The 26273-nt window shown below is 67.1% G+C and carries 23 protein-coding genes, 2 tRNA genes and 1 riboswitch; of the genes, 15 read left to right on the forward strand and 10 right to left on the reverse strand.

Annotated features, from left to right (window positions below; translation table 11 throughout):
• Nucleotides 1–114: 114 nt before the first annotated feature.
• Nucleotides 115–1242: a PilT/PilU family type 4a pilus ATPase gene (locus VF168_10690; protein ID HEX7004639.1), complete on the reverse strand. Its 1128-nt coding sequence runs from the start codon at nt 1240–1242 to the stop codon at nt 115–117.
• Nucleotides 1243–1426: 184 nt separating this feature from the next.
• Between VF168_10690 and VF168_10695 the strand changes: the two genes are divergently transcribed.
• Entirely contained in the window at nt 1427–2329 is a 903-nt protein-coding gene (locus VF168_10695; GenBank protein ID HEX7004640.1) for a peptidylprolyl isomerase, read from the forward strand.
• On the forward strand, nt 2326–2886 hold the full coding sequence (locus tag VF168_10700) for a peptidylprolyl isomerase (protein ID HEX7004641.1): 561 nt from the start codon (nt 2326–2328) through the stop codon (nt 2884–2886). The genes VF168_10695 and VF168_10700 overlap by 4 nt, the downstream gene beginning before the upstream one ends.
• A 62-nt stretch (nt 2887–2948) precedes the next feature.
• On the opposite strand, the gene thrS is transcribed toward VF168_10700, so the two are convergent.
• Nucleotides 2949–4928 carry a threonine--tRNA ligase gene (thrS, locus tag VF168_10705; GenBank protein ID HEX7004642.1) on the reverse strand — a complete coding sequence of 660 codons (1980 nt, stop codon included), beginning with the start codon at nt 4926–4928 and terminating at the stop codon, nt 2949–2951.
• A gap of 211 nt (nt 4929–5139) precedes the next feature.
• Here thrS and VF168_10710 point away from each other — a divergent pair, with 211 nt between their 5' ends.
• The 5 genes from VF168_10710 to VF168_10730 all read left to right on the forward strand — a co-directional run bounded on the left by VF168_10710 (nt 5140) and on the right by VF168_10730 (nt 11075).
• A complete protein-coding gene (locus VF168_10710) occupies nt 5140–5931 on the forward strand; it encodes a hypothetical protein (protein HEX7004643.1) in 792 nt (263 codons plus the stop codon).
• An 87-nt stretch (nt 5932–6018) separates the two neighbouring features.
• Nucleotides 6019–7647 (forward strand): phosphodiester glycosidase family protein, encoded by a 1629-nt coding sequence (locus VF168_10715; GenBank protein ID HEX7004644.1) that lies wholly within the window; start codon nt 6019–6021, stop codon nt 7645–7647.
• A gap of 10 nt (nt 7648–7657) precedes the next feature.
• Nucleotides 7658–9082 carry a hypothetical protein gene (locus tag VF168_10720; GenBank protein ID HEX7004645.1) on the forward strand — a complete coding sequence of 475 codons (1425 nt, stop codon included), beginning with the start codon at nt 7658–7660 and terminating at the stop codon, nt 9080–9082.
• Entirely contained in the window at nt 9079–9705 is a 627-nt protein-coding gene (locus VF168_10725; GenBank protein HEX7004646.1) for a hypothetical protein, read from the forward strand. Before VF168_10720 ends, VF168_10725 begins: the two co-directional genes overlap by 4 nt.
• Nucleotides 9702–11075 (forward strand): hypothetical protein, encoded by a 1374-nt coding sequence (locus VF168_10730; protein ID HEX7004647.1) that lies wholly within the window; start codon nt 9702–9704, stop codon nt 11073–11075. The genes VF168_10725 and VF168_10730 overlap by 4 nt, the downstream gene beginning before the upstream one ends.
• On the opposite strand, the gene VF168_10735 is transcribed toward VF168_10730, so the two are convergent.
• Both VF168_10735 and VF168_10740 read right to left on the reverse strand, forming a co-directional pair.
• On the reverse strand, nt 11072–11665 hold the full coding sequence (locus VF168_10735) for a hypothetical protein (protein ID HEX7004648.1): 594 nt from the start codon (nt 11663–11665) through the stop codon (nt 11072–11074). The two genes, VF168_10730 and VF168_10735, sit on opposite strands and share 4 nt — an antisense overlap.
• Nucleotides 11662–12276 carry a YigZ family protein gene (locus VF168_10740; GenBank protein HEX7004649.1) on the reverse strand — a complete coding sequence of 205 codons (615 nt, stop codon included), beginning with the start codon at nt 12274–12276 and terminating at the stop codon, nt 11662–11664. Before VF168_10740 ends, VF168_10735 begins: the two co-directional genes overlap by 4 nt.
• A gap of 236 nt (nt 12277–12512) precedes the next feature.
• On the opposite strand from VF168_10740, the gene cysS reads away from it, so the two are divergent.
• The gene (gene cysS, locus VF168_10745; GenBank protein HEX7004650.1) at nt 12513–13940 is read left to right on the forward strand and encodes a cysteine--tRNA ligase; all 1428 of its coding nucleotides are present in this window, start codon (nt 12513–12515) and stop codon (nt 13938–13940) included.
• A gap of 18 nt (nt 13941–13958) precedes the next feature.
• On the opposite strand, the gene VF168_10750 is transcribed toward cysS, so the two are convergent.
• The gene (locus VF168_10750; GenBank protein ID HEX7004651.1) at nt 13959–14606 is read right to left on the reverse strand and encodes a phosphoribosyltransferase; all 648 of its coding nucleotides are present in this window, start codon (nt 14604–14606) and stop codon (nt 13959–13961) included.
• A 257-nt stretch (nt 14607–14863) separates the two neighbouring features.
• Between VF168_10750 and dprA the strand changes: the two genes are divergently transcribed.
• The 7 genes from dprA (at nt 14864) to VF168_10785 (ending at nt 22489) form a co-directional block, all read left to right on the forward strand.
• On the forward strand, nt 14864–15931 hold the full coding sequence (gene dprA, locus VF168_10755) for a DNA-processing protein DprA (protein HEX7004652.1): 1068 nt from the start codon (nt 14864–14866) through the stop codon (nt 15929–15931).
• Between the two features lie 147 nt (nt 15932–16078).
• On the forward strand, nt 16079–17266 hold the full coding sequence (locus tag VF168_10760; GenBank protein ID HEX7004653.1) for a maltose ABC transporter substrate-binding protein: 1188 nt from the start codon (nt 16079–16081) through the stop codon (nt 17264–17266).
• 60 nt (nt 17267–17326) lie between these two features.
• Nucleotides 17327–18946, forward strand: coding sequence for an ABC transporter permease subunit (locus VF168_10765; GenBank protein ID HEX7004654.1), 1620 nt, complete (start codon nt 17327–17329; stop codon nt 18944–18946).
• Nucleotides 18943–20256, forward strand: a complete 1314-nt coding sequence (locus VF168_10770; GenBank protein ID HEX7004655.1) for an ABC transporter permease subunit — start codon at nt 18943–18945, stop codon at nt 20254–20256. The genes VF168_10765 and VF168_10770 overlap by 4 nt, the downstream gene beginning before the upstream one ends.
• Before the next feature lie 68 nt (nt 20257–20324).
• Nucleotides 20325–20774, forward strand: a complete 450-nt coding sequence (locus VF168_10775) for a hypothetical protein (protein HEX7004656.1) — start codon at nt 20325–20327, stop codon at nt 20772–20774.
• Between the two features lie 36 nt (nt 20775–20810).
• The gene (gene glpK, locus VF168_10780) at nt 20811–22298 is read left to right on the forward strand and encodes a glycerol kinase GlpK (protein HEX7004657.1); all 1488 of its coding nucleotides are present in this window, start codon (nt 20811–20813) and stop codon (nt 22296–22298) included.
• A 105-nt stretch (nt 22299–22403) separates the two neighbouring features.
• Nucleotides 22404–22489, forward strand: a tRNA-Leu gene (locus VF168_10785).
• 274 nt (nt 22490–22763) lie between these two features.
• Here VF168_10785 and VF168_10790 read toward each other — a convergent pair.
• From VF168_10790 to VF168_10810, 5 genes are all read right to left on the reverse strand, one after another.
• Nucleotides 22764–23771 carry a diacylglycerol kinase family protein gene (locus VF168_10790; GenBank protein HEX7004658.1) on the reverse strand — a complete coding sequence of 336 codons (1008 nt, stop codon included), beginning with the start codon at nt 23769–23771 and terminating at the stop codon, nt 22764–22766.
• A 67-nt stretch (nt 23772–23838) separates the two neighbouring features.
• Complete coding sequence (locus tag VF168_10795) at nt 23839–24996, reverse strand: acyl-CoA dehydrogenase family protein (protein ID HEX7004659.1); 1158 nt, start codon at nt 24994–24996, stop codon at nt 23839–23841.
• A 107-nt stretch (nt 24997–25103) separates the two neighbouring features.
• Nucleotides 25104–25430, reverse strand: a complete 327-nt coding sequence (locus VF168_10800; GenBank protein HEX7004660.1) for an SMR family transporter — start codon at nt 25428–25430, stop codon at nt 25104–25106.
• 14 nt (nt 25431–25444) lie between these two features.
• A riboswitch (guanidine-III (ykkC-III) riboswitch) is annotated at nt 25445–25511 on the reverse strand.
• Between the two features lie 128 nt (nt 25512–25639).
• Nucleotides 25640–25716 (reverse strand) — tRNA-Met (locus tag VF168_10805).
• Nucleotides 25717–25790: 74 nt separating this feature from the next.
• Nucleotides 25791–26261 (reverse strand): response regulator, encoded by a 471-nt coding sequence (locus VF168_10810; GenBank protein ID HEX7004661.1) that lies wholly within the window; start codon nt 26259–26261, stop codon nt 25791–25793.
• Between the last annotated feature and the right edge of the window lie 12 nt (nt 26262–26273).

Raw genomic sequence — 26273 nt, forward strand, 5'->3', positions numbered from 1 at the left:
GGTGTCGGGTCACGTGGTCGGAGTAGACGTCCGGGTTGGCCGGGGCCGGGAACAAATTTGCTTGCCGGGCGCCTGTGAACACCCGGTCAGCATGCTAGCGCCCGGCATCAGCTACTAGCCGACAGGCTGCCCTGGTACCGTCTCGCGCTCCTCCGAACCCGCCCGCGCCTTGCGTTGCAGGTCGATCTGGGTCACGGCCATCTTGAAGCTCTGGGCAGAGGTGGCCGAGTGGAGCCCGGTCTCGAAGTCGATGACGTCCTCGTTGTAGAGCCGCGCCAGGTGATCGTCGAACAGCTGCATCCCGTCGAGCGAAGAGTCTCGCAACGCGTCGTACAGCTCGTGCGAGCGCTCCTCGTCCTTGACGAGGTCCTTGATCCGCAGAGTGCCCTTCATGATCTCCATCGCCGCGACCCTGCCGCCGTTCTTGCGGGGCAGCAGGCGCTGCGAGACGATGCCCACCAGCGACTCGGCGAAGAGGATCCTGGCCGTGTCACGCTCATGCGGCGGGAACAGCTCGAGTACGCGGTTGACGGTCCGGACCGTGTCGAGGGTGTGGAGCGTCGAGAAAACCAGGTGACCCGTCTGGGCTGCGGAGATCGCCGCGGCCGCCGTCTCGTAGTCGCGGATCTCGCCGATGAGGATGACCTCCGGGTCCTGGCGCATGGCGGCCACCAGGGCGGTGGCGAAGGACGGGGCATCCTGGCCGATCTCCCGTTGCACAACGACCGACTTGTCGGGCTGGTGCAGGAACTCGACCGGATCCTCCACGGTGATGATCATCTTGTTATGGGTCCTGTTGATCTCGTCGATTATCCGCGCAAGCGTAGTCGACTTGCCGGACCCGGTGGGACCGGTGACGAGCACCAGCCCTTTCTCCTGGTCGCGGAAGTACTCGAGGATCTCCTGCGGCAACGACACCACCTTCAGCTGCTCGGCACTGGAGTTGATGACCCTCAGCACGGCACTTACCGAGCCGCGTTGGCGGAAGAGGTTGACCCGGAAGCGGCCCAGGCCAGCCACCGAATACGCCAGGTCTACCTGGTTCATCTCCTTGAACGTGGCGAGTTGGCGCTCGTCGCACATCATCGCCACGAGTCCTTCGGTCGCTTTCGGGGAGAGCTTCGAATCGCTGACGGGGATGAGTCGTCCGTTGACGCGGATCATCGGCCGGAGGCCCGCATGCAAGTGGATGTCGCTGGCCCCCTTCTCGACGAACGAGGTCAGCATCTCATGGAACTTCATAACGGCCATCGTATTTTGACGGACTCACGGGAAACTTACGGAATCTCTCGTCCCACCGACGTTTTCTCAGGTGCGGCAGAAGTCACAGTCCGAGGAGCGAGCGACGGCCCGTTCGTACCGGAGCCGGTACCGCGGCCCGCTCGGCCGCGGTTAAACTGCCCGGAGCGATAGCCTGGAGGGATCAATGGGAAGAGTTTTCCCCGTCGCACTGATCGCACTGATAATCGTCGCCGGCGGGATCTGGCTGGACGGCCAGGCTCGTGACGAGGCGCAGCAGGCTGAACTAGTCGTCCAGAACACCCCACCGCCTGTGGCGCCGGCCGGCTTCGAGGTGATCCCCCCGGTTACCGAGGAGCGCGAACTCACCTTCGGTGGCGCCGCACCCGTCCTCGAGGAGGGGGTCGACTATCACGCGCTGCTCGACACCAGCAAGGGCGAGATGATAATCGATCTGTTCGAGGAGCGCGCTCCCGAGACCGTCAACAACTTCGTCTTCCTGGCGCTGCACAACTACTACGACGGCGTGCCGTTCCACCGTGTGCTGGAGGACTTCATGGCCCAGACCGGAGACCCGAGCGGCACCGGCCGCGGAGGTCCCGGCTACACCTTCCCCGACGAGATCCACCCCGAGCTCGACCACGACTCGAGGGGGATAGTCTCGATGGCCAACGCCGGGCCCGACACCAACGGCTCCCAGTTCTTCATCACGCTGGTCGCCACGCCCTGGCTCGATGGTCGGCACGCCGTATTCGGCAAGGTCATCGAGGGGGACGAGGTACTCGACGAGCTCCAGCGGGTCGATCCGGGGACGCCGACCGCGGTCCTCCGGTTCGATGGGAATCTCTCCGAACTGGCCGAGCAGGGCGTCGATCTGGGCGGTCCGCCCGACCGGAGCCTGCGTGACCATCTCGAAGCGGAGTTGGGCGCCATCCCCGCGGTCGGTCAGTCGTTCACCATCGGCGGGTACGTCGGGGTGGTGGGACGCGTCGACGGGGTGCCGGCAGCCGGGTTCTTCCCTGAGCCGGACACGCTCGAAGATGTAACCATCCTCGCCAGGACAGGCGAAACCGAGGAGGCAGAGCAGTGAGTGAAGAGTCGACGAACTACCGGCCCGTGCCCAGGAGCGAAGAGCGCACCACGAGATTCCGTGCTGCGGACGAGGTCATCGAGAAGGGACACGACTACCGGGCGGTGATCAGCACCAACAAGGGCGAGATGGTCGTGGACCTGTTCCAGGACCGGGTCCCCAGGACTGTCAACAACTTCGTATTCCTGGCGCTCAACAACTACTACGACGGGGTCCCCTTCCATCGAGTGCTGGAGGACTTCATGGCCCAGACGGGTGACCCCACCGGCACCGGCCGCGGCGGGCCCGGTTACACCTTCCGTGACGAGATCGACCCCGGCCTCAAGCACGATGCCCGAGGCACGTTGTCGATGGCCAACGCCGGGCCCGATACCAACGGCTCGCAGTTCTTCATCACGTTCGGAGCGACCCCCTGGCTCGATGGCCGGCATGCCGTCTTCGGACGAGTCATCGACGGTGACGAGGTCCTCGACAAGCTGAAGCGGGTGGATCCGAGCCGCCCCGGCCGCGAGGAGCCGGATCGGATAGAGCGGGTCACGATCCTCGAGGCCGCCTGACCGGACCCTCTGGGTTCCGCCGCGGCAGCAGAGGCGAGGCGCGGAACCGATCTTGAAGCCGCTCAGCCCAGCGGCGTCACCTCGCGAGCGCGGCTCCGGGCGTGCGAACGGAGGTGCTCGATGAAGGCGTCACGGGCAACACCGTTGCGGTTGGGCTCCTTGCGGGAACGGAACGAGATGGTTCCCGCTTCGAGCTCCTGGTCCCCGACGATCACCGTGTAGGGGACCTTGAGCAGCTCGGCATCGCGGACCTTGGCGTTCATCCGCTCGGGTCGCTCATCGACGGTGGAGCGGAGTCTCACCGCCTTCAGCTGCTCGGCGATCTCGTGAGCGCCCGAGAGGTGGCGGTCGGCGATCGGGACTATCCGTACCTGTTCGGGCGCAAGCCACAGCGGGAAGTCGCCGGCGAAATGCTCGATCAGGAAGCCGATCAACCGCTCGTGTGTCGAGAGCGGCGCTCTGTGGAGGCAGAGGGGGGTGCGGCGGGCTCCACTGTCGTCCACGAACTCCAGGCCGAAGCGGGCCGGCTGAGCGAAATCGACCTGATTGGTCGCCAGCGTGAACTCGCGGCCGATGGCGCTGGTTATCTGCACGTCGATCTTGGGGCCGTAGAAAGCCGCCTCGTCCTCGGCCTCGACGAAGTTGATGCCGCCGTTGACGAGGGCCCGCCTCACCATCTCTTCGGTCTTCTCCCACAGCTCGGGCTCGTTCACGTACTTCTTGCCCAGCCCCTCCTTGCTGTGCTTCGAGAGGCGCATGACGTACTCGTCTATCCCGAAGAGTTCGAAGTACTCGAGGTAGAGGCCGATGACTTGCATGAATTCGCTCTCGAACTGCTCTTCGCTGCAGTAGATGTGGGCGTCGTTCATCTGCAGGCTCCGGACCCGCATGAGGCCCATCAGGGCGCCATGATCCTCGTAGCGATAGCACGTGCCGTACTCGGCCAGACGCAGCGGCAGTTCGCGGTAGCTGCGCGGCCGGCTGGCGTAGATCTTGTGGTGGAAGGGGCAGTTCATCGGCTTGACGAAGTAACGGACGTCGTCCAGAACCATGGGCGGGAACATGTCCTCCTCGTAGTGCTCGAGGTGACCGCTCTTGATGAAGAGCTGCTCCTTGCTCAGGTGAGGAGTGCGAACTCGCTGATAGCCCGCCTTCCACTCGACCTCCTTGGCGAGTTCCTCGATCTCGTCGGCCATCACCGCGCCCCGCGGCAGCCACAGAGGAAGACCCGGCCCGATGTCCTCGTCGAGGGTGAAGAGCTCGAGTTCCGCGCCGAGCTTGCGGTGGTCGCGCTTCCTGGCCTCCTCCAGCTGCCACAGGTGGTGCTCGAGTTCCTCCCTGGTAGCGAACGCCACGCCGTAGACCCGCTGCAGCATCGGCCTGCTCTCGTCCCCGCGCCAGTAGGCGCCGGCCAGGCTCATCAGCTTGAAGTGCTTGGGGATGAGCCCGGTTCGGGGCAGGTGGGGACCGCGGCAGAGGTCGGTGAAGCCCGCTTCTCCGCCCTGCTCGTAGAAGCTCAACGGCGCATCCTCGGGGAGGTCGTCGATCAGTTCCACCTTGTACGGGTCGCCCAGGCTCCGGTATCGCTCGAGGGCGCGGGCCCGCGGCAGTTCGTAACGCCGCAGGTCGAGGTCGGCCTCGACGATCTTCCGCATCCGATCCTCGATCTCGGTCAGTTCTTCGGCTGTGAGGTTCCGCGGGAGGTCGAAGTCGTAGTAGAAGCCGTTCTCGATGACCGGCCCTATGCCCAGTTTTACGCTCTCGGCATCGAAGCCCTGGTCCACGAAGTACTCGCGCACCGCCTGCGCCATCACGTGCGCGAGAGTGTGCCGAGCGAGCCGGATCCACTCCTCGTCCCGGTTGGTGAGGACCGAGACGTGCGCTCCGTCGGCTATCGGGGTGAGCAGGTCGGCGAGCTGGCCCTCTACCTTCACTCCCAGTGCCGCGCGGGCCAGGCCCGGCCCTATCGCCTCTGCCACTTGTAGTCCGTTGGCCCCCTCCGGGACCTCCAGACGTTTGCCGTCGGGAAGGATCACTTGCATGAGTAGCACCTCGTCTTGTTCAGGGGTTGTGTTGTTCCCGGTCGGTCGGAGCAGCGTTCGGCCGGTCGCTCAGCCGGCGTGAGGCGTTCGCAGCGCTATGCCGTTCCGAGCGCCGCCGTTCATGCCTCCGGTACTCCGTACTGCTTCCATGGCCGCAATGTATCACAGGGGCGAAATGGCCGATCTGCGCGCTGCGGATATACTTGTGGCCATGCAAATTGTCGGCGTCCTCGGCCGCGACCACGACCTCCACCACGCCCTCACCAGGTTTCGCGACCCGCTGGGCCGATTCCACCTCCACCCGCTCCAGGACGGACCCGTGGAGTCGGTCCTGCAAGGCCTGGTGCCGCTCGAGTTCGCCGGCGTGCTGCTCCTGGGCGACGAGTTCGAGCAGGCCGCCTCCGGCCTCCTCGAGAGAACCAGCCTCGACGCCAAGGAGCTCGGTGCGATCGACACGGTAAGCGTCGCCGCCGGGGGACTCATCGGCGAATACAACGCGGGGCGGGCGGTCGGATCGCTGCTGGCTGCGGCCGACTGGGACGGCCGTGGGGCCAGGGCGGTGCTGCTCGGGGCCGGTAAGCGAGCGGCGGCGATCGCCAGGGAGCTTTCCAGCATGGGGGTCGCACAGATAGTCATACTCGCCGATGACCGCCCAGCGGCAGAGCGGAGCGCTACCAAACTGGCGGCTACAACGACCGTCGTCGCCAGCGCCCACAGCGACCCGCGGGTCGACGGGTTCCTCGCCGAGGCCGATCTCCTGGTGAGGGTGGACCCGTTGGCCGACGTGCCCAAGGAGGCGATGGGGCCCCACCTCTGCCTGATAGATCTCCGGGCCGAGCGGGTGAGCGCGCTGAGGCAGCAGGCGCTCAACGTGGGCGCCCTGACCTTCAACCTGCTCGACTACCAGGCCCACCGTCTGGCGCTGGGCCTGGGGCACGTCCTGGGCTCCGCTGTGGAACTGGAACCTCTGCTGGCGCTGCTGCACGACACCCCCCAGGGGTAGGAGCGGGAGCGGGCGGCCCGCGTAAAGTTGGTCACAACCGGCCCTCATCTCATGAACCTAAGGCCGTCGCAACCGAAACTCGAGTACGTGCCGCGCCTAGCCCCCACGCTGCTGGCAATGCTGCTGGCCCTGACCGCGTTCGGACAGACACCAGACTCCAATAACGACCTCTACCGCGTTCCGCCGGGGCGCGTCGATCTCTCGGCCGAGGCGGTTACGATCCGCGGCGACCTGATCGAGGACACGTTCATCCTCGGACTCGGCTGGCTCTCGGGAAGCACCAGCGAGGCCCCGCTGCTGGCTGGCGACGCGCTCTACCTCGACGCTCACAACCTGGCGCGCCTCGGTCTCGAAGGCGAACCGGTAGCGGAGCTGCCGGCCGCTTCCGAGGAGAGCCCCTGGCGCGCTCCAGGCGGGGCAGAGGTACGCTTCGGCGGTGACTCGCAGGTTCGCATCGTCGTCGATCTGCCCCACCTGAGCAGCGCCCGGCCGCTGCGCCACCTCGAAGGTCGCGGCCGCCTGGAGGAGGATGAGCCCCTCACCCTCCGACTACCCGACACCAAGCCACCACGAGAGCAACCCGATCCGTATCACGGGATCGACGTCACCCTCGTCGACACGCCGCTGGGCACCGCCCTGGAACTGCGCGGTCCCGCCCTCAGCTACGAGGTCTTCACCCTCGAGGAGCCCACCAGGCTCGTCGTGGATCTCGTTCCGCTGCGCCAGCGACACTACCCCTCCACCACCGAAGTGCTGACCGAAGGCGTCGTCTACCGGACGTTCGGCGCCCAGACCCCGGTGGGCGAAAGCCTCGTCCATCTGCTGGAGATCGATCCCTCTGCCGGCGAGTTCCGGGTCGTGGGCACCAGCGAGGTCGCCCGCACCCTCTCCGAGTTGGCGAGCGGAGCGTTCGCCGCCATCAACGGCGGCTACTTCGATACCAGCACCTTCCAGACCATCGGCCTCCTGAGAGTCGACTACGGCCTGCAGTCGCTCCCCTCCCGCAACCGGGCGAGCATCGGCTTCGGCTACGCCGGTCCGGTTATGGATCGGGTGACCGCCAGCGTCAACGTACGGGTGGACGGCCGGATCTACCGCCGTGAGACCCCGGCCAACGGCGACGGCGTACAGGTGCGCACCGTGCCGGGAGCGCTCGCCGGCAGCCCCCGCAAGGGCGCTCTCGTCGCTCAGCACGGACGGATCGTGGCCAACCGGGTGGGACCGGTCCGAGTGCCGCCCAACGGCTTCGTCGTCGTCTACCCGCCGGACGACCGGGAACTCGCGCTCATCGATCCCGGAGAGGTGGCGGGTATCGAGGTGGACTTCGAGCCGGACGCCTTCCAGGCGGTTCGTTACGCTGTCGAGGCGGGTCCACTCCTGGTGGAGGACGGCCTGAGCGCGTTCCAACCGCACCTCGAGGAGTTCTCGCGGGGCGAGCGGATCCTCGACGCCTACACTCAGCAGGCCGCGGTGGGCATCCGGCCCGACGGTACAGTGCTCTTCCTCGTCGCCGAGAACATGCGAGCGGTCGACCTGGTGCCGCTCTTCCTCTCCCTTGGCGCCGAGGACGCGATGCGCCTCGACAGCGGCTCGAGCGCCACCCTGTTCGCGGCCGGCAAGGTCCTGAACCGGGTTCACGAACGGCACATCGTGAGCGCCATAGTCTTCCTCCCCGGCTCCGGGGACGACACGATGGGGGCGCGTCAGAGTCGGTAGACTCTGAGTGATGCAACGAAGCCGCAAGGCGCTGATGCCGCTGCTGGTGCTACTGTCGGCGGTGGCGTTCGCCCAGCCGGCCGACCGTTACTCCGCCGACCAGGTCGACTTCGAACTGGGTATAAGCGGCGCGGTGGTCGAGAACAGCTGGAACCAGTTGCGGCTGGTGCTTCGCGACCTTCCCCCCGTCGAGTTCGACCTCCGCATCGACCAGGGCTCCCTCCGCAGCGGCAGCATCCCCCTCGTCTACAGCGCCTCCATCGGCAGCAGCAGAGGCCTGACCGTCTTCGAGGACGAAGTCTTCATCCCTGCCTGGACCTCGCTCACCTGGAGTCTCCGTTCGGCCGACCGGACGATCGCCTCGGGAAGCCTCGATCCCCGGCTGAGGGACGATCGGCCCCTCACACTGCTCCTCTCCAACGAACCGGGTGGCTGGCTCGCGTCGCTGCCCCCCACCGCCCGGGCGCTCGAGGTCGTCGCCGGCGAGCTTCCCCAAGGTGCGGCCGCGTACTCGGGCGTGGCGGCCCTGATCGTCGATGGTACCGCCACGGCTCCTACCCTCGAGTCGGTCGTTCGGGCGGCCACCGCTGGGGCCGTGGTGATCCTCGCGGGTCCCCTGCCCCCCAGTCACCGGGCGCTCGAGCAGGTTTACGGAAGCGGCTCGGTACACCGGCTGGGCGCCGGCTGGATCGTCAGCACGGGCAGAGAAGGAGTCGGGCCGGCCCTGGCCAGGTACCAGGGTTTCCCGGTGCAGGGGGCGGCCACCGCTCTGTTGAGCGGAGGCGAGGAGGCCGAGGGGCCGCACCTCTCACGCATGACGATCGTCGCTGCGGGAGCGCTCTACTCCCTCGCCGTCCTGCTGCTGTTGCGGTTCGGCGGGCCGGCCGGCGTCTCAGCGGCACTGGTAGTCGCCGCACTCACCGCCTTCGCCGGCTGGCTGGTGCTGCGTCCTGAACAGGCGGTCCTCGAGGAGGAGCGCACGCTGGTGATCTCGACCGGTGGTCTCGGGCTCTCCGTCCCGAGCCTCGCGATCCGGTCCCTGCCCGGCGGAGAGGTAGTCGTAGATGCCCAGATGCGACTAGGGGAGCGGGTCGCCTACGAAGTCGGCGAAGGCACCACCACCCTCACTCTCGAACGGTGGCAGCGGCAGTTGCTATTGGGCAAGCCGGCTATCGCCAACGGATCTCTGCGCTGGTCGAACGGCAAGCTGGAGAACCAGGGGCCCACCACGCTTCGCCAGGTGCTCGTCCTGGGGCTCGGGCCCCAGCCGCCGCTCGAACCGGGAACGGTCCGCGATGCCGCGCCCTCCGAGGAGCTGGCATCGCCGGAGGCCTACGGCGATCTCCTCGAGCTGTTGCCAGCGGGCACGGCCGTCGCGCACGACGGCAGCCGCTACCTGGTCGCCTTGCCGCCGCACCCGGGAGGCAGCCTGTGAAGTTCGCCGGGAGAGTCGCGCAGCGGGTCGCGCAACCGGACGCTCAGCAATACCTGGCGCTCTACCTGATCGCGATGCTCTTCGCCCTGATGGCCGCCTGGCCCACCGACTCGACTCCGGTCAACGACGCCTGGTTCACGCTCGCCTACACCCGGGCCGCTGCGCTGGGGCTCCTCGGGCTCGGCTACGGCGCCTCGAAGGCGGCCGCCAGTCCAGCCGAGCAAGCGCTCACCGCGGCGATGCTCGGCCTCTTCGCACTGCTGGCGCTGCCGCTCGAACTGGCCGCCTATGCCGCCAGCTACCCAGCCACCCCGCTGCCCTGGGTCGTCCCCCTGCCTGCGCTCACCGCGCTGGCCATGTACGGGCTGGGCCTGCTGCTGGGTAAGTTCCTGGGTCTGCTTCGGTTGCAGCCGCTCGTCCCCATCGCGGTACCCGCGGCCCTCGCCGGCATGGTCGCTCTCGACGTGGGCCTGGGGCTCAACCTGTTGAACCCGTTCACCGCGGCCGTACGGGTTTCCTGGGCTCACCTCGCCCTCCTGGGTTCCGCCACCACAGCGCTGATCATCGCGCTGGCCAGGGGCCTGCATCTGGAGCACCGGAGCCGAGGAGCGCCCCACAGGTGATAAGCCGCAGCCGCCGGCAGCGTGAGAACGTCCCGGCCAGCCGTGACCTCGACGCGCACAACCGGCTCGCCCGGGCGCGCGACCGTCACCGCCACCTGTTCCGTGGCGCGCTCCTCGCCCTCGCAGCGGCCATCGTCGGTTGGCTGCTGGGCTTCGACCTTACCGTCCGGGCCGTTTCGGTGGCGGCCGCCTTCGCCCTGGCCTGGCTGGTACCGCTCCGCGGGAGCACCGAGTGGGCGCTGCGCTGGATAAGCGACCGGGCGGGACTCGCCTACCAGACCGCGCTGGAGATCGGAGATGGCGAGGACCCGTACGGCTTCGCACCTGCCGTGGCGGCCAGGGCCGACGCGAGCCTGGCCCGCGTCGAGCGACCCGAACACTCCGCCTGGTGGCTACCGCTCCTGGCGCTGGCGCTGGGTGTGCTCCTGCTCCCGGCGTTGCCCCTGAGCGGTGAAGGCGGTTCGCTGGGTGGGCAACTGCCCCCTGGCGCAACCGTGCCCGCCCCGGCCGCAGGCGAGGATTCCGACGAGGAGGCCGAGGAGCCAGTTCCCAACCTGCCCGGCGAGGAGACCACCCGCCTGGGCCGCACCCCTGACGGCTCGCCGGACGAGGAGCAGGGCGAGGAAGCGGAAGCGCAGGGCGACGGTCAGGGCGGCGAGCGGGAAGCGTTGGAGCGCTACCTCCAGGGCATCCGCGAACGGCCCGAGTCTCTGGCGGAGGAGCAGGACGCGGGTGATGAGCAAGGGGCTGGACGAACGCCTGCCGGCGCGGCCCCACGACCGGGTCAGGAGCGCCCGGGCGGGCAGGGAGAGCGTCGCTCCGGAGAGGGCCAGCCGGGGGAGGGCGAAGGCGATCGGCCCGCGGAGCAGGGCGGCAACGAAGGTGAGGAGCCTGGGGAGTCTGGGGGGCAGGGCGGCCGACAGGAACCGCGCAATCCGTTCGCTCCGGCTGGCAGCAACGAGAACGAGGATAGCGGCGAGCAGCTGCCGGGCGAGGGGGAGCAACCGGAAGGCGGCGGGCCCGGCGAGGAGCGGCTGGAGGAGGGCGGCGACGAGCCGGCAGCCGGACCGGGAGAGTCGCCAGCGGGCGCAGAACAGCAGGGGCAGGGCCAGGGCGCTGGCGCTTTGCCCTCTGCGCAGCAGGATGCGGGGCGGGCCGGACAGCTGGGCGGAGAGAACCTGCAGCTGCGCGGCGAGCTGCGCGAGGGGCCGTTGAGCGAAGGGGGCACCATCCAGCTGCCGGGTGGTGACGAGGTCCAGCTACCGGCGGGACGTGCGCCCGGAGAGTACGCTCGCGAGGTGGAGAGCGCCGTCACCGAGGGACGGATCCCGCTCGAGTACCAGGAGATAATCAGGAACTACTTCCGCTAGCGGACGCTACCTGACTCGCGGGAGAGGCCGGAGAGCAGGGCTGTCAGCTGCGGAGCCAGGTCGCGCGCCGCCTCCTCGGTGAGGGCGATCATCAAAGGATCCTCGTCGGGTTCGGGCAGCGGTCGATCACCCGGCACGAACCGTGCCCCCCGGAAGGTCAGCGAACCGGCCGACCCCAACGGCATGCCGGTCGAGGCGTCGATGACCGTGGCGTTCACCCTGACGACCCCGGTCACGTGGCGGCCGCCCCTCACCCGCTCCACCGAACGCTCGAAGCGCGGTGCCGCCGCCATCACCGCCACCTCGGCGCCCAGACTCCTGGCTATCGACGCCGCCGCCGGCGCTGCCCGGCTCCCGAACATGTCGCGGTGGGTCTCCTGGAACCGGAGCGGCGCAGGACGGATCAAGCCGAACGAGCAGCAGCCCGGTAGGCCGAGGATCTCCTCCTGCAAGCGCTCGGCCAGGAACGGCGCGCGCTCTCCGGCGGGAGCGTTGACGATCGCCACCTCGAGACCGGGATCGGGGGCCGATGCGGGCAAGCAACCGCTCAGCAGAGCGAGCAGAAGGGGGAAACAGAACCAACGCCTCATCCCGAGCCCTCCTCCAGCGCGGTTCCGACGGTGGCCGCACCGCGAGTCAGGTCGGCCAACCTCGCCCGGAAGTCGGCCGCTTCGGTCGCCGGCACCTCGAGCCGCACGCGCCAGCCGCTGCCGTCGAACTGCTCAGCTGTCGTGCGTGCCTGTCGGGTCTGCGCGAGCAGCCTGTGCAGCGCATCGACCAGCGCGAACGGGACGTGTACCTCCAGGGACTCCACGTCTTCGACGAGCTTCTCGCCCGCCTCGTCGAGCGCCTTCGCTACGGCCCCGCCGTATGCCCGTACCAGGCCGCCTGCCCCCAGTTTGGTGCCTCCGAAGTAGCGGACGACCACCACTCCGAGCCGATCGAGATCACGCTTGAGGAGCACCTCCAGCATCGGCCTGCCGGCGGTGCCTCCCGGTTCCCCGTCATCCGAGAAGCGCATGTCGGCGCCGAACCGGTAGGCCCAGCAGTGGTGGCTCGCGTCCCCGTGCTCGTCGCGCAGCCCGGCCAGCCAACCTTCGAACTCTTCCGGGCAAGCAAGCGGCCTGACGAACGCCAGGAACCGCGAACCTTTCACGGTTTCCTCCAGTCGGGCGACTCTGGCCGCGGTCCGGTGCGCCATGAGGCGAGTGTAAGCGAGGGACGAGCCGGTCCGCGGCGCCGCCATAGCGGTCCGGGAGGAGTTCGGGTGCTAGACTCGTGAACGTGGACGCCAGCGACCGCGATCAGCGCCAGCCGATGACCCGGCAGCGATGTCCGTCTGCAGTTCGGTCCTGCCTCTAGGCGGTCCCCACTCCATCGAACGACAGCAGAGTTGCGGCCAGTACGCCGCTACGGTATAGCTCTACGAGGTAACCCATGGCGCTGGAAATCTACAACAGCATGACCCGCCGCAAGGAGACCTTCGAGCCGATCACGCCTGGCTACGCGGGCATCTACTACTGCGGACCCACCGTCTACTCCGACCCGCACCTGGGCCACGCCCGCGGTCCGGTCGTCTTCGACGTGCTGAGGCGCTGGCTCGAACACCTCGGTTACCGGGTTCGGCTCGTCTCCAACATCACCGACGTCGGGCACCTGACCGACGACAGCGACGACGGCGAGGACAAGCTGCTCAAGCGGGCGAAACTCGAGCAGCTCGAACCGATGGAGGTGGCCGACAAGTACTTCTGGTCGTACGAGAACGCCATGGCCAGACTGGGAGTGAGGAAGCCTGACATCACGCCCAGAGCAACCGGCCACATCACCGAACAGATCTCCCTCATCCAGGAGCTGATCGAGCAGGGGGTAGCGTACGAATCGGAGGGAAGCGTCTACTTCGACGTCTCCGATTGGGAACCGTACGGTGAACTCTCGGGCAGGGATCCCGACGACCTGATCGAGGGCACTCGCGTCGACAGCCGCTCGGAGAAGCGCGATCCGCGCGACTTCGCACTCTGGAAGAGGGCCGAGAAGGGTCACCTGATGCGCTGGCCCAGCCCGTGGGGTCCGGGTTATCCGGGCTGGCACCTGGAATGCTCGGCGATGAGCACCAAATACCTGGGCGACGAGTTCGATATCCACGGCGGCGGCCTGGACCTGATCTTCCCCCACCACGAGTGCGAGCTTGCGCAGGCCAGGGCGGCAGGCAAGCCGTTCGCCCGCTACTGGATGCACTGGAACATGCTCACCCTCGGCGGCGAGAAGATGGCCAAGTCGAAGGGTCTCGTCGTCGCGCTCGACGAGCTCTTCCGCGAGTACGACCCGCTGGCGGTTCGTTTCCATCTGCTCAGGTCGCACTACCGGAGCGTGTCCGACTTCAGCGAGGAGAGCCTCCTCTCCTCTACCCAGGGCCTGCGCAGGCTGCAGGACCTCTACCGGCAACTGAGAGACGCGCCCGGAGGGGCGGTGGCGGGCAGCACGCTCGGTCACTACCGGGATCGCTTCACCGAGGCGATGAACGACGATCTCAACACGCCGCAGGCGGTGGCCTCACTGTTCGACGCCGCCCGCGAGATCAACCGGACGCTGGAGACGGGAGCCGGGAGCGACTACCTCGCCGAGGCGCGTTCGCTCTTCGACGACCTGTTCGTGGGCGTGCTGGGTCTGTTCCCGGTCGAGGACGGCGCCGCCGAGACGGTCGATCAGGAGGTACTCGGAGGCGTGATCGACCTGCTGCTGGAGCAGCGACATCAGGCGAGGTTGCGGAGGGACTTCCAAGCGGCAGATACGATCCGGGACCGCCTGGCCGACCTGGGCGTGACGGTCGAGGACAGCGCCGAGGGGAGCCGCTGGAAGCTGCACTGACGGGTGAGCGGGAGCGCCTCAGTCCTGGGCGACGGAGTCGACGAGAAGGCGCTGTACCTCTGCGTCGCTCGTCTGCGGGAAGTCGCGGTACCAGCGGCCCACGGCGTTGAAGTCGCGGGGCGTCTCCAGGCAGACCGCGGCATCGGCCTGGGCACCCAGTGCCGCGCACACGTCCGGGGCCGCGACCGGCACGGCAACCACGATCCGCTCTACTTGGCGGAGCCGCAGGGCTTCGACCGCGACCCTCATGGTCGCCCCGGTGGCCAGGCCGTCGTCGACGAGGACGACCTCGCGGCCCTCCAGTGGCAGCGGCTGCCGGTCGCCTCGGTAGAGTTTCTCGCGCCTCTCCAGCTCTGCGAGCTCGCGTTCGGTCACCGACTCGATCACGCTCGGGTCGACAGCGAAGGCGCTGACGATCTCAGCGTTCAGCACCCGCACGCCGCCGGCGGCGACGGCACCCATGGCGAGTTCGCTGTGGCCGGGGAGACCCAGCTTGCGGACCACCAGGACATCGAGCGGCGCTCCCAGCCTCCTGGCGACGGGGGCCGCTACCGGCACGCCACCCCGGGGCAGGCCGAGAACCAGCGGCTCGGCTCCCGTGACTCCCTGCTCGACGAGGGCGTCGGCCAACTTCTCCCCTGCTTCGTGGCGGTTGCGGAACAGCATGTTCGCTCCCTCCCGCGAACCCGTGGCGGCCTACTCCGCCTCGCGACTCGCGCCCAAGTATAGAGGCCGGTGCTCCCGCTAGCCGGCGACGTTCGGATCGGGGTACGCCGCCCAGGCCCGCGCTTCCTGCCGTCCGGCTGGAGAGTTCGGGTGGCGTCGGCGTCGGAATAGCCCTGCGGCTCGGCCATCCCTCAGCGCCTGCGGGCCGTTGCCCAGCGGCGGGAACAGCACCCGCCGCCTGCTGGGTAGTCTGCGGCGTGAACGACCCGAAGGAGGCTGCCCTCAGGCTGGCCCTCACGCCCCGACTCGGGCTCAGGAAGACGGTTAAGCTCCGTGACGCGTTCGGGACGCTTCTGGCGGCCTACCATGCCTCGCGGCGAGCGTGGGAGGGATCCGGGGTGGCGGGCGAGCTGTGGGAGGTAGCCAGGAGCGAGTGGATGACGGACCGTCTCCAGGGCCTGTTGCCCAGGTGTGACGAGGCGGGCATCGAGATCCTCGCCCTCGACACCCCCGACTACCCTGCCATGCTGGCCGCGATCTTCGATGCCCCGCCCGTCCTCTACGTGCGGGGCCGTTCGCTGTCCGACCTGCCACTCCAGAGGAGTGTCGCGATCGTCGGGACCAGGAAGGCCAGCAACCAGGGATTGGCCTTCAGCTACCGGCTCGCGGCCGAACTCTCCTCTGCTGGAGCCGTAATAGTGAGCGGCCTGGCGATCGGGATAGATGCCGAGGCGCACCGGGCCGTTGTGGAGGGCGAGGGCGTGGGGATAGGCGTCCTGGCGGGCGGGCTGGACGGGGTGCATCCTCCGGTGAACCGGCAGCTGGCGCTCGCCCTCTGCGAACGCGGCTGCCTGGTCAGCGAGCACCCTCCGGGGAGTTCACCGCAGCGGGCCTTCTTCGTGGGTCGTAACAGGCTGATAAGCGGCCTCTCTCGCGCCGTCGCCGTGATCGAGGCGGGGAAGGGTTCGGGCGCCCTCACGACGGCAGAGTTCGCCAACGAGCAGGGTCGCACTCTGTTCGTGATGCCGGGCCGACCGGGAGATCCCCGGGTTGCCGGAAGCCTGCCGCTGCTGCTGGACGGAGCGACGCCTCTGCTCTCTTCGGCCGAGGTCGCGGCCGAGCTCGGACTCGGCGTTCAGGAACGCGAGGAGGAGCCGATCGTGGAGCTCGGCGACGACGGTTCGCTCTTCACCGCCGGAGCCACCTTCGACGCCATAGCCGCGGTCTCCGGACTGCCCGCTCCCAGCCTGCTGGCCCGGCTGAGCAGGCTGGAGATGGCCGGGTTGGTGCGGCGCGGTACGGACGGACGCTACTACCGCAACTGACCTTCGAAATGGTCAATCGGCCGTATTTACACCCGCCTCCCCTGCTGGGTAGAATCTGCGTGCGTACCGAACTGTTCGGGACCTGAACGCGAACGCCTTGCTCGTTCGCGAGGACCGTCGTGGGACGCCACTCGAAAGGAGCAAGAAGTGAAGAAAGCCCTCATCTCCCTGCTGGCGGTGTTCGCCCTGGGAGGAATCGCGACTGCCCAGAGCGTCACGGTATGGACGACCCTCGCCGACCAGTCCCTGGAGTGGTTGCAGCAGGAGACGGCATCGTTCAGCGACGCTTTCGGCGTCGAAGTGGAGATCGTCCGCCTGGCGCTGGGCGAGCTGCGTGAACAGATGCTCCTCTCGGCCCCCGCCGGCCAGGCCGGCGACCTGCTGGTAGGCGTCCCCCACGACCAGATCGGGGAGATGGCGGTAGGCGGCGTACTCGAGGACATGAGCTCCTACGCTACCGACAGTTATCTCGCCGACCTCTCAGAGCAGGCTCGCCTCGCCTACACCTTCGGCGGGAAGCTGTTCGGCCTGCCAATGTACGTGGAAGGTCCCGCCCTCATCATCAACACCGACCTCGTGCCAGAGGCACCGGAGACCTACGAGGAGATGATCGAGGTAGCGCAGGCGAACACGAACGGGGAGACGTTCGGGTTCATGTACGACATCAACAACTTCTACTACTCGTACAACTGGCTGCACTCGTTCGGCGGTTACGTCTTCGGCAGGGATGCGGGCGGCGACCTCGACCCGAGCGACGTCGGCCTGGCCAACGAGGGCGCTATCCGGGGCGGCGAGGAATTGCAGGCGCTTCGCTTCGACTACGGTCTCATCCCGGCCGGTACCGATTACAACGTTGCCAACGGCCTCTTCATCGACGGCGCCTTGGCGATGACCTACGACGGCCCGTGGGCCATAGCAGGCTTCCGCGAGGCCGGCATACCTGTCTCCGTGATGCCGGTCCCGCCGCGCGAAGACGGCTCCGAGTGGAGCGGCTTCATGGGAGTGCAGGGCGTGCTGCTCAACGAATTCAGCACCAAAAAGGTCAACGCAGCGAACCTCGCCAAGTGGCTCGTGCGGCCCGCGGCTCAGGTGTCGCTCGCCCAACTCTCCGGCCGCATCCCCGCCTCCAACTCGGCGGTCGCCCAGGTCAGTGACGACCCGATCGTCGCCGGCTTCGGCGCCGCGTTGCAGAACTCCGAGCCGATGCCCAACATCCCGGAGATGGGACGTGTCTGGCAGCCGATGGCGAACGCGCTGTCGGTCATCACCGAGTCGGCCGAGGCCGACGTGGAAGCCGCCCTCGAGCAGGCCGTGCAAGAAATCGGCGGCCATTAACCCCGCTTGCTGAACCGGTAACGTGACCAGGAGCGTCGCTCCTGGTCACTCCTCTTAGGCATGTCCATAGACATCTCCCGTACGCCTCGCGAACTCCTGAGCCCGGAAGGGAACCGGGAAGCGTCCCTTCTGGCGTCCATATCGCTGCTGCTGCTGGCGCTCCTGGGAGCCTCGGCCGTCGCCCTGGGCGGTTACCTGCTGCTCCGCTCGATGCTGCCCGGAGTGCCCGCCTACAGCTCGCTCGTCATCGGTCTGGCGGCATTCGTCGTCATCCTCGGCCTGATCGCCAGGCGCTTCACCTGGATCATCCCCTGGTACTACCTGCTGCCGGCGATCCTGTTCCTGCTGGTCTTCACGTTCCTGCCGGTACTACTCACCATCGGCCTGGCCTTCACGGACTATGCCGGCGTTCGCAAGGGCGACCTCAACGTCTCCTCGGAAACGGCGATCGTGAGCATCGAAGGTAACCAGGTCACCATAGCCAACCCCCGAACCTTCGACTGCGCCGGGCTCCACGATGGTTGCCGCGGAGCGCGGGTCGAGCTCTACGCCTCCGGCCAACTCGAAGTCGCTGCGGTTTCACTTGAAGGCACCACCCTCACCCTCGCCGAACCGTTGCCGCCAGGCCGCAGCGTGACGGCCGTCGCCCTCTTCATGCCCGCGATCGGCGACCGGTTCCGCTTCCCGGTGTCAGAAGGGGAAGGCAGAGAGCTGATACTTGAGAACGCTCCTGATCCGGCGATGGTGGAACTCGAGCAGGTGGGGCTCGTACTGGACCGCATCCCGGTGAGCAGACGGGTAGTGGAGGAGGATGGCAGCGTGCTCACCCTCGACGAGCCGCCTCCCCAGGATCTCGAGTTCACCTCGATCGCCCGCTACAACGATCCCAGCTGGGTGGGCCTGGAGAACTTCGAGACGATCTTCGCCAACGCCTCGCGGGCTCTCTTCCCGGTGTTCGCCTGGAACGTGCTCTTCGCTGTCGCGACGGTACTCCTGAACACGGCCGCGGGAGTGCTCCTCGCGGTGGTCCTCAGCAATCCCGCGCTTCGCTTCAAGGCGTTCTACCGGACCCTGCTGATCCTGCCCTGGGCGCTTCCGAACATAATCACGATCCAGGTATGGAAGGGATTCCTCAACCAGAACTTCGGGGCCGTGAACAGGTTGCTGATGTTGCTCGACGTCACGCCCGAGCCGATCAACTGGCTTCTGGGCGGCGAATGGTCCGCGCGGGCGGCGGTGCTGCTCGTCAACCTCTGGCTCGGCTACCCCTTCATAATGGTCGCCACTCTGGGCGCGCTCTCTGCCATCCCGCGCGAGCTCTACGAGGCGGCCAGGATGGACGGCGCCAACGCCTGGAGATCGTTCACCGGCGTCACCGCCCCCCTCCTCCGCAGCGCCCTGGTGCCCATCACCCTCACCTCGTTCGCCTTCAACTTCAACAACTTCAACATCATCTACCTACTCACCGACGGCGGTCCACCCGTCGCCTGGGGTACAGCCACCGCCAGAGGCACCGACATCCTCATCTCCTGGGCCTACAACACCGCCTTCAAGAACCAGGGCGGTTACGCCTACGGCCTCGCCTCGGCCATCTCACTGCTGATCTTCTTCGTGACGATCGCCATCTCACTAGTGAACTTCAGGGTCACCGGAGCCTTGAAGGAGGAGCCCGCCAGATGATAGCGCGCGCTCTCACGGGGATCGCAGCTGTTGGCATCGTCACCCTCCTGGCCATCTCCTGGCTCCTGTCGAGCTCGCCCGAACCGGTGCGAGAGGGCCTATTTCTGGTCGTACCCTGGGGTTGGGCGAGGCTGCTGGCTGTGCTCCTGCTACTGGCCGCGTCGCTGGGGCTGGGCGCTTACCTGTACGGTCGCGCGACCAGGCCGGGGAAGGCATCGCAGTACGCCTTCTCGATGGCGACGCACGTGTTCCTCTGGACGGTCCTACTCCTCACCTTCTACCCGGTCGTCTATCTGCTCGCGGTCTCCTTCAACCGTCAGAACTCCCTGGCCGGAGCACTGCCCTCGCAAGGTCCACTGCTGGTTCGCTCGGGCGTGCTCCCCGATCCTGCCGAGTTCTCGCTGGTCCAGTACCAGAAGGTCCTGAGCCAGACGCACATACTGAGCTATCAGTGGCTCCTGCTGGCACTGGTCGTGGCGGCTCTAATGGGTTTCCTCGTGGTGAACCTGCGTCGACGCCGGGCCGGCGGTCTCGGTCTCGAGAAGTGGTCGAGCCGGCTAGGGTGGTCGGCATTCCTGCTGCTCGCCGCGCTGGTGGTCTCCATCTCGCCGGAGCAGTTCTACGGCGTCAATGCAGCCGGACAGCGGGTGCCGGCCTCCAGCGAGCGGACGATACTGCTCTACATCCGCAACACGTTGCTGGTCTCGGGCAGTACCGGGCTCTTCGCGGTGGCGATCTGCGCTACCGCCGGCTACGCCTTCGCCCGGCTACGTTTCGAAGGCCGCTACCGGACCCTACTGGTATTCGTTTTCGTGCAGATGTTCCCCGCCTTCATGGCCCTCGTCGCCATCTACTACATGATGAGTTACCTCGACCTGATAAACACCTTCACCGGGTTGATCCTCGCCTACTCCGGCGGTGCCATCGCCTTCGCCTCCTGGATCTTCAAGGGCTACCTCGAGTCGATCAGCCCCAGCCTCGAGGAGGCGGCTCTGGTCGACGGGGCGACCCGTTGGGGCGCGTTCGTGCGCATCATCTTGCCCATGAGCGTCCCGATGCTGCTCTTCATCTTCCTGCTCCAGTTCATCGGCACCTACAGCGAGTTCATCCTGGCCAACACGCTGCTCGTGGGTCAGGAGAACTGGACCGTAGGGATCGGCCTGCGGAACTTCACGGTGGGTCGCTTCGATACCCAGTGGGGGGCGTTGTCGGCCAGCGCCGTGCTCGGCTCCTTGCCCATCCTGGTGCTCTTCTACGCCTTCCAGGACGCGCTCACGGGACAGTACACGGCCGGTGGAGTAAAAGGTTGAGACGGGGAGCGTCTGGTACCCTTTGACGATGCGTATCCCTTCCCGTCCCACTCTCTGCCTCGACCGCCATGTCTGAGTACGGCGTCGACTTCGGCCGGCGCTTCGTCGTCGACGCGTCCCGACCCGGGTCGTGGACGCCGATAGGACGGTCCGACGTGGAAGCCTACCTGGCCGAACTGAACGAACTCCTCGAAGGCCCACGCAAGCCCGCGCTGAGCCTGGTCGTCGAGGAGGCGGACGGCTTCTCGGCGTGCGTACTGGGACACGAGGCCCACGTCGTGCTCCACCTCTTCCCCGCCCTCGGCGTGCTGAGCCTGCAGGTGTTCTCCCGGCGGGACGTGCTCCTCTCGGACCTCACCCGCAACCTCGGGCAGAGGTTCGGCGTCGGCCGCTTCGAGAGCCACCTCGGTCACGCCACGAAGTCGTTGCCCAAGGACGAGGAGAGGTTGGCGCGGGTGCTGCGGGGAGATCGCTCCTACGCCAGGGTCAGGCTGAGAGACAGCACTCTGACGATCTGAGAGCACCGCAACGGGAGAAACAGCGAAAGGAAGCCTATGCCCGACTTCATCCTCGCTATCGACCAGGGGACCACCAGCTCGCGCGCGATACTCTTCGACCATCAGGGACGGATCCACGCAACCGCTCAACGTGAGTTCGAGCAGCACTACCCCAGGCCGGGCTGGGTCGAGCACGACCCCGAGGAGATCTGGGAGAGCCAGCACGGGGTGATGCTGGAGGTGCTGAAGAGCGCCGGCGTGGGCAGCAGTGACGTCGCAGCTGTCGGCATCACCAACCAGCGCGAGACGACGATCGTGTGGGACAGGGACACGGGCGAGCCGGTCTACCCGGCGATAGTCTGGCAGGACCGGCGTACGGCCCAGGCTATCGACGCCCTCGAGGAGCGAGGACTCGGCGGGCTGTTCACCGGGCGAACCGGCCTGGTGCTCGACGCCTACTTCTCCGGCTCCAAACTCGCCTGGATCCTCGATAACGTGGCGGGCGCCAGACAGAAGGCCGAGTCGGGCGATTTGCTCTTCGGCACCGTGGACAGCTGGCTCATCTACCGGCTCACGAACGGCGAGTGCCACGTCACCGATGTTTCGAACGCCAGCAGGACTCTCCTGTTCGACATCGATCGGCTCGACTGGGACGACGAGCTGCTCGAGGTGTTCGGCGTCCCGCGCGCGATGCTGCCGAGGGTCAGCGCCTCCTCGGAGGTCTACGCCGAAACCCGGCTGGACGGCGGGCCTGTACCGATCGCAGGGATCGCAGGCGATCAGCAGGCGGCGACCTTCGGCCAGGCCTGCTTCTCGCCAGGGCAGGGCAAGAGCACCTACGGGACGGGCGCGTTCATCGTCCTCAACACGGGTGACGAGCGGATCGAGTCGAGCAATCGGCTCCTGAGCACGGTGGGGTGGCAGCGGAACGGCGCCGTCACCTACGCGCTGGAAGGATCGATATTCATAGCCGGAGCGGTGGTGCAGTGGCTGCGCGACGGGCTCGGCATCATCGAGCGGTCTTCCGACGTAGAGGCGTTGGCCCGCAGCGTCGAGGACAGCGCCGGGGTCTACCTGGTGCCGGCCTTCGCCGGCCTGGGCGCGCCCCACTGGGACCAGTACGCGCGCGGCACGATCGTGGGCATGACCCGGGGAACCGGTCGGGCCCACATCGCTCGAGCTGCGCTCGACAGCGTCGCCTTCCAGGTCGCCGACGTCATCCAGGCCATGGAGAAGGATCGCGGGAGCGGCCTCAGTGAACTTCGCGTTGATGGGGGCGCCTCGAACAACGACCTGCTCATGCAGTTCCAGGCCGACCTGCTAGGCGTACCGGTCGTGCGTCCCGAGATCACCGAGACGACAGCCCTGGGCGCCGCCTACCTCGCCGGCCTCGCGGTGGGCTTCTGGCAGGACGAGGCCGAGATCGCCCGTCAGTGGCGGGAGGACGCCCGTTTCGAACCGCGGATGGAGCAGTCGACCCGGGATGCGTTGCGGGAGGATTGGACGCGAGCGTTGGAGCGGGCGAAGGAGTGGGTCCAGGACTAGGCGTCCCCGATCCGGCAGTGCTTGCGGTCGGAGCGGCTCTTGCGGGGCCTACGACGTTAAAACGATCCGGCGCCTTCACGCCCTCGTCGTATACTGTGACGGCCTGCCGGGATGGCGGAATGGTAGACGCTGCGGACTTAAAATCCGCTGCCCGCGAGGGCGTGCGGGTTCGAGCCCCGCTCCCGGCACCACCGCGAGAACGGGACTGGTAAGCACTGGATTACCGGTCCGAATAGGAGTTACAACCAGGTCGGAACCGGCGCAACTGTCATAGGTTCTGTACTCGGCTCCCGGTGAGCCATCCCCTGCCGAAGGAGGCGCCTGCCGGCCCATACCCCAGGCGACCCGAGGCGCCTCCTGCCCCCACTTCTGGTCCCGCTTTCCGACGCCATGGGGCGCCGGCTGGTACCCGCTCCGGACGATCAGAGGACCGAACGGTACTCCTATTCTCCTTGCCCTTTTTCCCTACCCGGTTTCCGTCCCCGGAAGCCACAGCTCGATAGCGCCCGGCACCAGCTCGATCTTCGCCGAGAACCGCTTGGTGTCCGACCCGAGCCCGCCTTCGCAGTACGGCTGAGCATCTACGTGGAAGGCCGAACCACGCCAGTTGATCTTCAGCTCGCGACCACGGAGCACCTCGACACTCGGAAGCTTACGAAGCCCCTTCGTCACCAGTCCGCGCAGATACGCCAACCAGGCGTCGCGGTTCTCGTGTCGCACGAGCACGAGGTCAAGGAGGCCATCGCCGGGGTCGGCCTCGGGGGCCAGCGCAAGCCTTGGCCCAACGGCCTGCATGTTGAGGATCTCGACCATGAGGAAGTCGCCATCGAGCCGTTCTCCATCGAGCTCGATACGGCAGCGGACGGGCGCATCCCCCAGATTGTTCGCCGCCGCAGCCACGGCCCGCATGAGGCTCTTGCCCGCTTCGGGGTTATAGGCGGCCAGGACGTTGGCGAAGAGGCCCAAGCCGGCCCCCTCCAGCATGAACTCGTCTCCCCACGGTCCACGAGCTCTGGCGACGTCGAGGCGTTGCCTGCGGGGACTCCTCAGACCGGCGATCAGTTGCGCCACGTTGCCGTCGATGCCCAGACTTCGGGCGGTGTTGTTAGCCGTGCCTAAAGGGATGATGGCTAGTGGTCTCGGCTTGTTCACGAGCCGTTTCGCAACCTCCCGGATAGTGCCGTCGCCACCCGCGACCACGACCAGGCCCGCATCATCCTTGAATATCTGATCGAGATCGGCAGCCGACTCGGTGGGCCGGTAGCGGGCTTCGAAGCCGGCGTCATCCAGGAGCGAAACCAGTTCCTCGGCGTCGGGCCCGGCGCCGCTGCCGGCATGAGCGTTGTAGATGAGGGTGGCCTCGGGCCTCCCAGCCGTAGCAACGTCCGTGCGCTCTCCACCCGCCATCTGCCTGCACAGTGGTTCCAGTCCGTTCCCCGTGGCCGTACGGCCACTGTTTCCCCCCGCTGCCACCAGCCCAATCTACTGGTCGGGTGCCCTCCGCACCGTGTTGGCGACCCCGCTCCCCGGGACCGGCTCCCTACTCCAGAGCGCCCTGCCCGGTCAGTTCGCGGCCCACGATCAGCGTGTGGATATCGAAGGTGCCCTCGTAGGTGTCGACCGTCTCCAGATTCAGCATGTGACGTATCGAGTGGTACTCCAGAGTGATCCCGCTCCCGCCGAGGATCTCACGCGCTGCTCGGGCGCCCTGCAGCGCGCACCTCACGTTGTTGCGCTTAGCGAGGCTCACCTGGCTGAAGCTCATCTGGCTGGCGTCCTTGAGCCTGCCCAGTCGCCAGGCGAGCAACATACCGGTGGTATGGCCGGTGGCCATCTCGACCAGCTTGTGCTGCACTAGCTGCCGGCTCGAGATCGGCCTTCCGAACGTTCGGCGCGATCCGGCGAAGTCGAGAGCCTCCTCGTAGACGGCTTCGAGGGCCCCCATCGCTCCCCAGGCGATGCCGTAGCGGGCCTGCGTGAGGCATCCGAGCGGGGCGCGGAGGCCGCTACCCCCAGGCAGCCGCAGACGCTCCGGAATCCGTACGCCGTCGAGCACCAGTTCGCTCGTCACCGAGGCCCGCAGGCTCATCTTGTGCTTAACGAGGTTGGCGCGGAAGCCGGGCGTGTCGCGGGGAACGATGAAGCCCTGCACCGTTCCCTCATCGTCCTTGGCCCAGACGACCGCTATGTCGGAGATGTTGCCGTTCGTGATCCACATCTTGGAACCATCGAGGATCCACTCGTCGCCGTCGCGTCGGGCCCGTGTCTTCATCGCACCGGGGTCGCTCCCACCGTCGGCCTCGGTGAGGCCGAAGCAGCCCACCATCCGCCCCGCGGCCAGCTCGGGCAGGTACTCGCGCTTCTGCTCCTCGGAGCCGTAGGCGAAAATCGGATACATCACGAGCGAACCCTGGACGCTGGCGAAACTGCGCAGGCCCGAGTCGGCGCGCTCCAGCTCGTACATGATGAGTCCGTAGCCGACGTTGCTCAGCCCAGCTCCACCGTACTCCTCGGGGAGGTTCGGGCCCAGGAAGCCGAGTTCTCCGAACGAATTCGCGAGCTCGCGCGGGAAGGCACCCTCTTCCCACCAGGTGGCGATCTCGGGCATGACCTCGCTCTCGAGGTAGCGTCGCGCCACGCTTCTGACCTGGCGCTCGTCGGCATCGAGCAACCCGTTCACGTCGTATAGGTCAAGCATTCTGGTCCTCTCCTAGCCGGCCCGGTTCCGGCTCGTCCGGGTCGGAGTCGTCTCAACCGCTCAAGCATGACACGCCCGCTCGGGGCAGAGAAACCTGCCGGGCGCTGCTACTCGCCGGTCGCCCCGGTGAGCCGGAGCCCGACTATGGCGACCAGCAAGAGGAGCAGGAACACCATCCGGGGCACGGTAGCCGGCTCCTGGAACAGCACGATGCCCAGCACGGCTGCTCCCAGAGCACCGATGCCCACCCACACTGCGTAGGCGGTTCCGATCGGCAGCTCCCTGACCGCTACCGCGAGGAGCCACATGCTTAGAGCCATCGTACCGATGGTGAGGACGCTGGCGAGGGGCCGGGTGAACCCCTCGGTGTACTTGAGGCCGATCGCCCAGGCCGTCTCTAGAAGCCCCGCGAAGATCAGGATGAACCACGACACTACTTCACCTCCGGCTCGCGTCGTCTTGTCGTGACCGGGTACGGCGCGTCTCGTCCGGGGTTCAGCGGGTGCGAACCGGGAACAGAGTAACCAGAGCAGCTGCTGCGGTCAGTTCGCAGCTGTGATGGTCCGGCGAAGCTCTCACCGCGGGCCGGATAGAGCGGGAACAGGAGCTCCCGGCCGCGCGGACCGGGAGATCGATCGAACCTTGGTAGCGATGGACGGGCTCGAACCGTCGACCTCACGATTATGAGTCGTGCGCTCTCACCAACTGAGCTACATCGCCAGGAGAGTGCGGAGGTGTCCCCTCGCAAGCCTCAACAATATACCGGTTGGCCCAGCCTGCTACAAGCACGGCTACTACTCGGACCGCTTGCTGCTCCCCTGCGGTGGAGGGGTGTTCACCGCCAACCAGTAGAACCCGAGGTTGTTGATCGCCTCCTGGAACGCCTCCGACTCGACCGGCTTGCGTATGTACGAATTGGCGCCGCTCTCGTACGCTGCCCGCATGTCGACCTCCTGGCCCGAGGTGGTCAGCATTATCACGGGGATCGAGCTGGTCCTCTCGTCGGACTTCATCCGGCGGAGGACTTCGATGCCGTTCATCCGTGGAAGGTTCACGTCCAGGAGTACCAGCTGAGGCATGTCGTCGGGCGAACGGGAGGCGTGGCGGCCCTCGCAACGCATGAACTCGATCGCTTCGACCCCGTCTCTGACAGCTTCGACCCTGTTCAGGAGGTTGAGGCTCCTGAGGGCACGAACGGTGAGAAGCACGTCGTCTTCGTTGTCTTCGACCAGCAGGATGAGGGGCGCCTTTTCTCTGATCACCATTCGCCTCAGCTC

It is taken from the genome of Trueperaceae bacterium (genome assembly GCA_036381595.1).
GTDB lineage: Bacteria > Deinococcota > Deinococci > Deinococcales > Trueperaceae > DASVCN01.

What these genes read in the sequence shown, in the direction of transcription:
- VF168_10690 (HEX7004639.1), bottom strand. Translation starts at nt 1,242, where the DNA reads ATGAAGTTCCATGAGATGCTGACCTCGTTCGTCGAGAAGGGGGCCAGC.
- VF168_10695 (HEX7004640.1), top strand. Translation starts at nt 1,427, where the DNA reads ATGGGAAGAGTTTTCCCCGTCGCACTGATCGCACTGATAATCGTCGCC.
- thrS (HEX7004642.1), bottom strand. Translation starts at nt 4,928, where the DNA reads ATGCAAGTGATCCTTCCCGACGGCAAACGTCTGGAGGTCCCGGAGGGG.
- VF168_10710 (HEX7004643.1), top strand. Translation starts at nt 5,140, where the DNA reads ATGCAAATTGTCGGCGTCCTCGGCCGCGACCACGACCTCCACCACGCC.
- VF168_10720 (HEX7004645.1), top strand. Translation starts at nt 7,658, where the DNA reads ATGCAACGAAGCCGCAAGGCGCTGATGCCGCTGCTGGTGCTACTGTCG.
- VF168_10735 (HEX7004648.1), bottom strand. Translation starts at nt 11,665, where the DNA reads ATGAGGCGTTGGTTCTGTTTCCCCCTTCTGCTCGCTCTGCTGAGCGGT.
- VF168_10740 (HEX7004649.1), bottom strand. Translation starts at nt 12,276, where the DNA reads ATGGCGCACCGGACCGCGGCCAGAGTCGCCCGACTGGAGGAAACCGTG.
- cysS (HEX7004650.1), top strand. Translation starts at nt 12,513, where the DNA reads ATGGCGCTGGAAATCTACAACAGCATGACCCGCCGCAAGGAGACCTTC.
- VF168_10750 (HEX7004651.1), bottom strand. Translation starts at nt 14,606, where the DNA reads ATGCTGTTCCGCAACCGCCACGAAGCAGGGGAGAAGTTGGCCGACGCC.
- VF168_10765 (HEX7004654.1), top strand. Translation starts at nt 17,327, where the DNA reads ATGTCCATAGACATCTCCCGTACGCCTCGCGAACTCCTGAGCCCGGAA.
- VF168_10770 (HEX7004655.1), top strand. Translation starts at nt 18,943, where the DNA reads ATGATAGCGCGCGCTCTCACGGGGATCGCAGCTGTTGGCATCGTCACC.
- VF168_10775 (HEX7004656.1), top strand. Translation starts at nt 20,325, where the DNA reads ATGTCTGAGTACGGCGTCGACTTCGGCCGGCGCTTCGTCGTCGACGCG.
- glpK (HEX7004657.1), top strand. Translation starts at nt 20,811, where the DNA reads ATGCCCGACTTCATCCTCGCTATCGACCAGGGGACCACCAGCTCGCGC.
- VF168_10795 (HEX7004659.1), bottom strand. Translation starts at nt 24,996, where the DNA reads ATGCTTGACCTATACGACGTGAACGGGTTGCTCGATGCCGACGAGCGC.
- VF168_10810 (HEX7004661.1), bottom strand. Translation starts at nt 26,261, where the DNA reads ATGGTGATCAGAGAAAAGGCGCCCCTCATCCTGCTGGTCGAAGACAAC.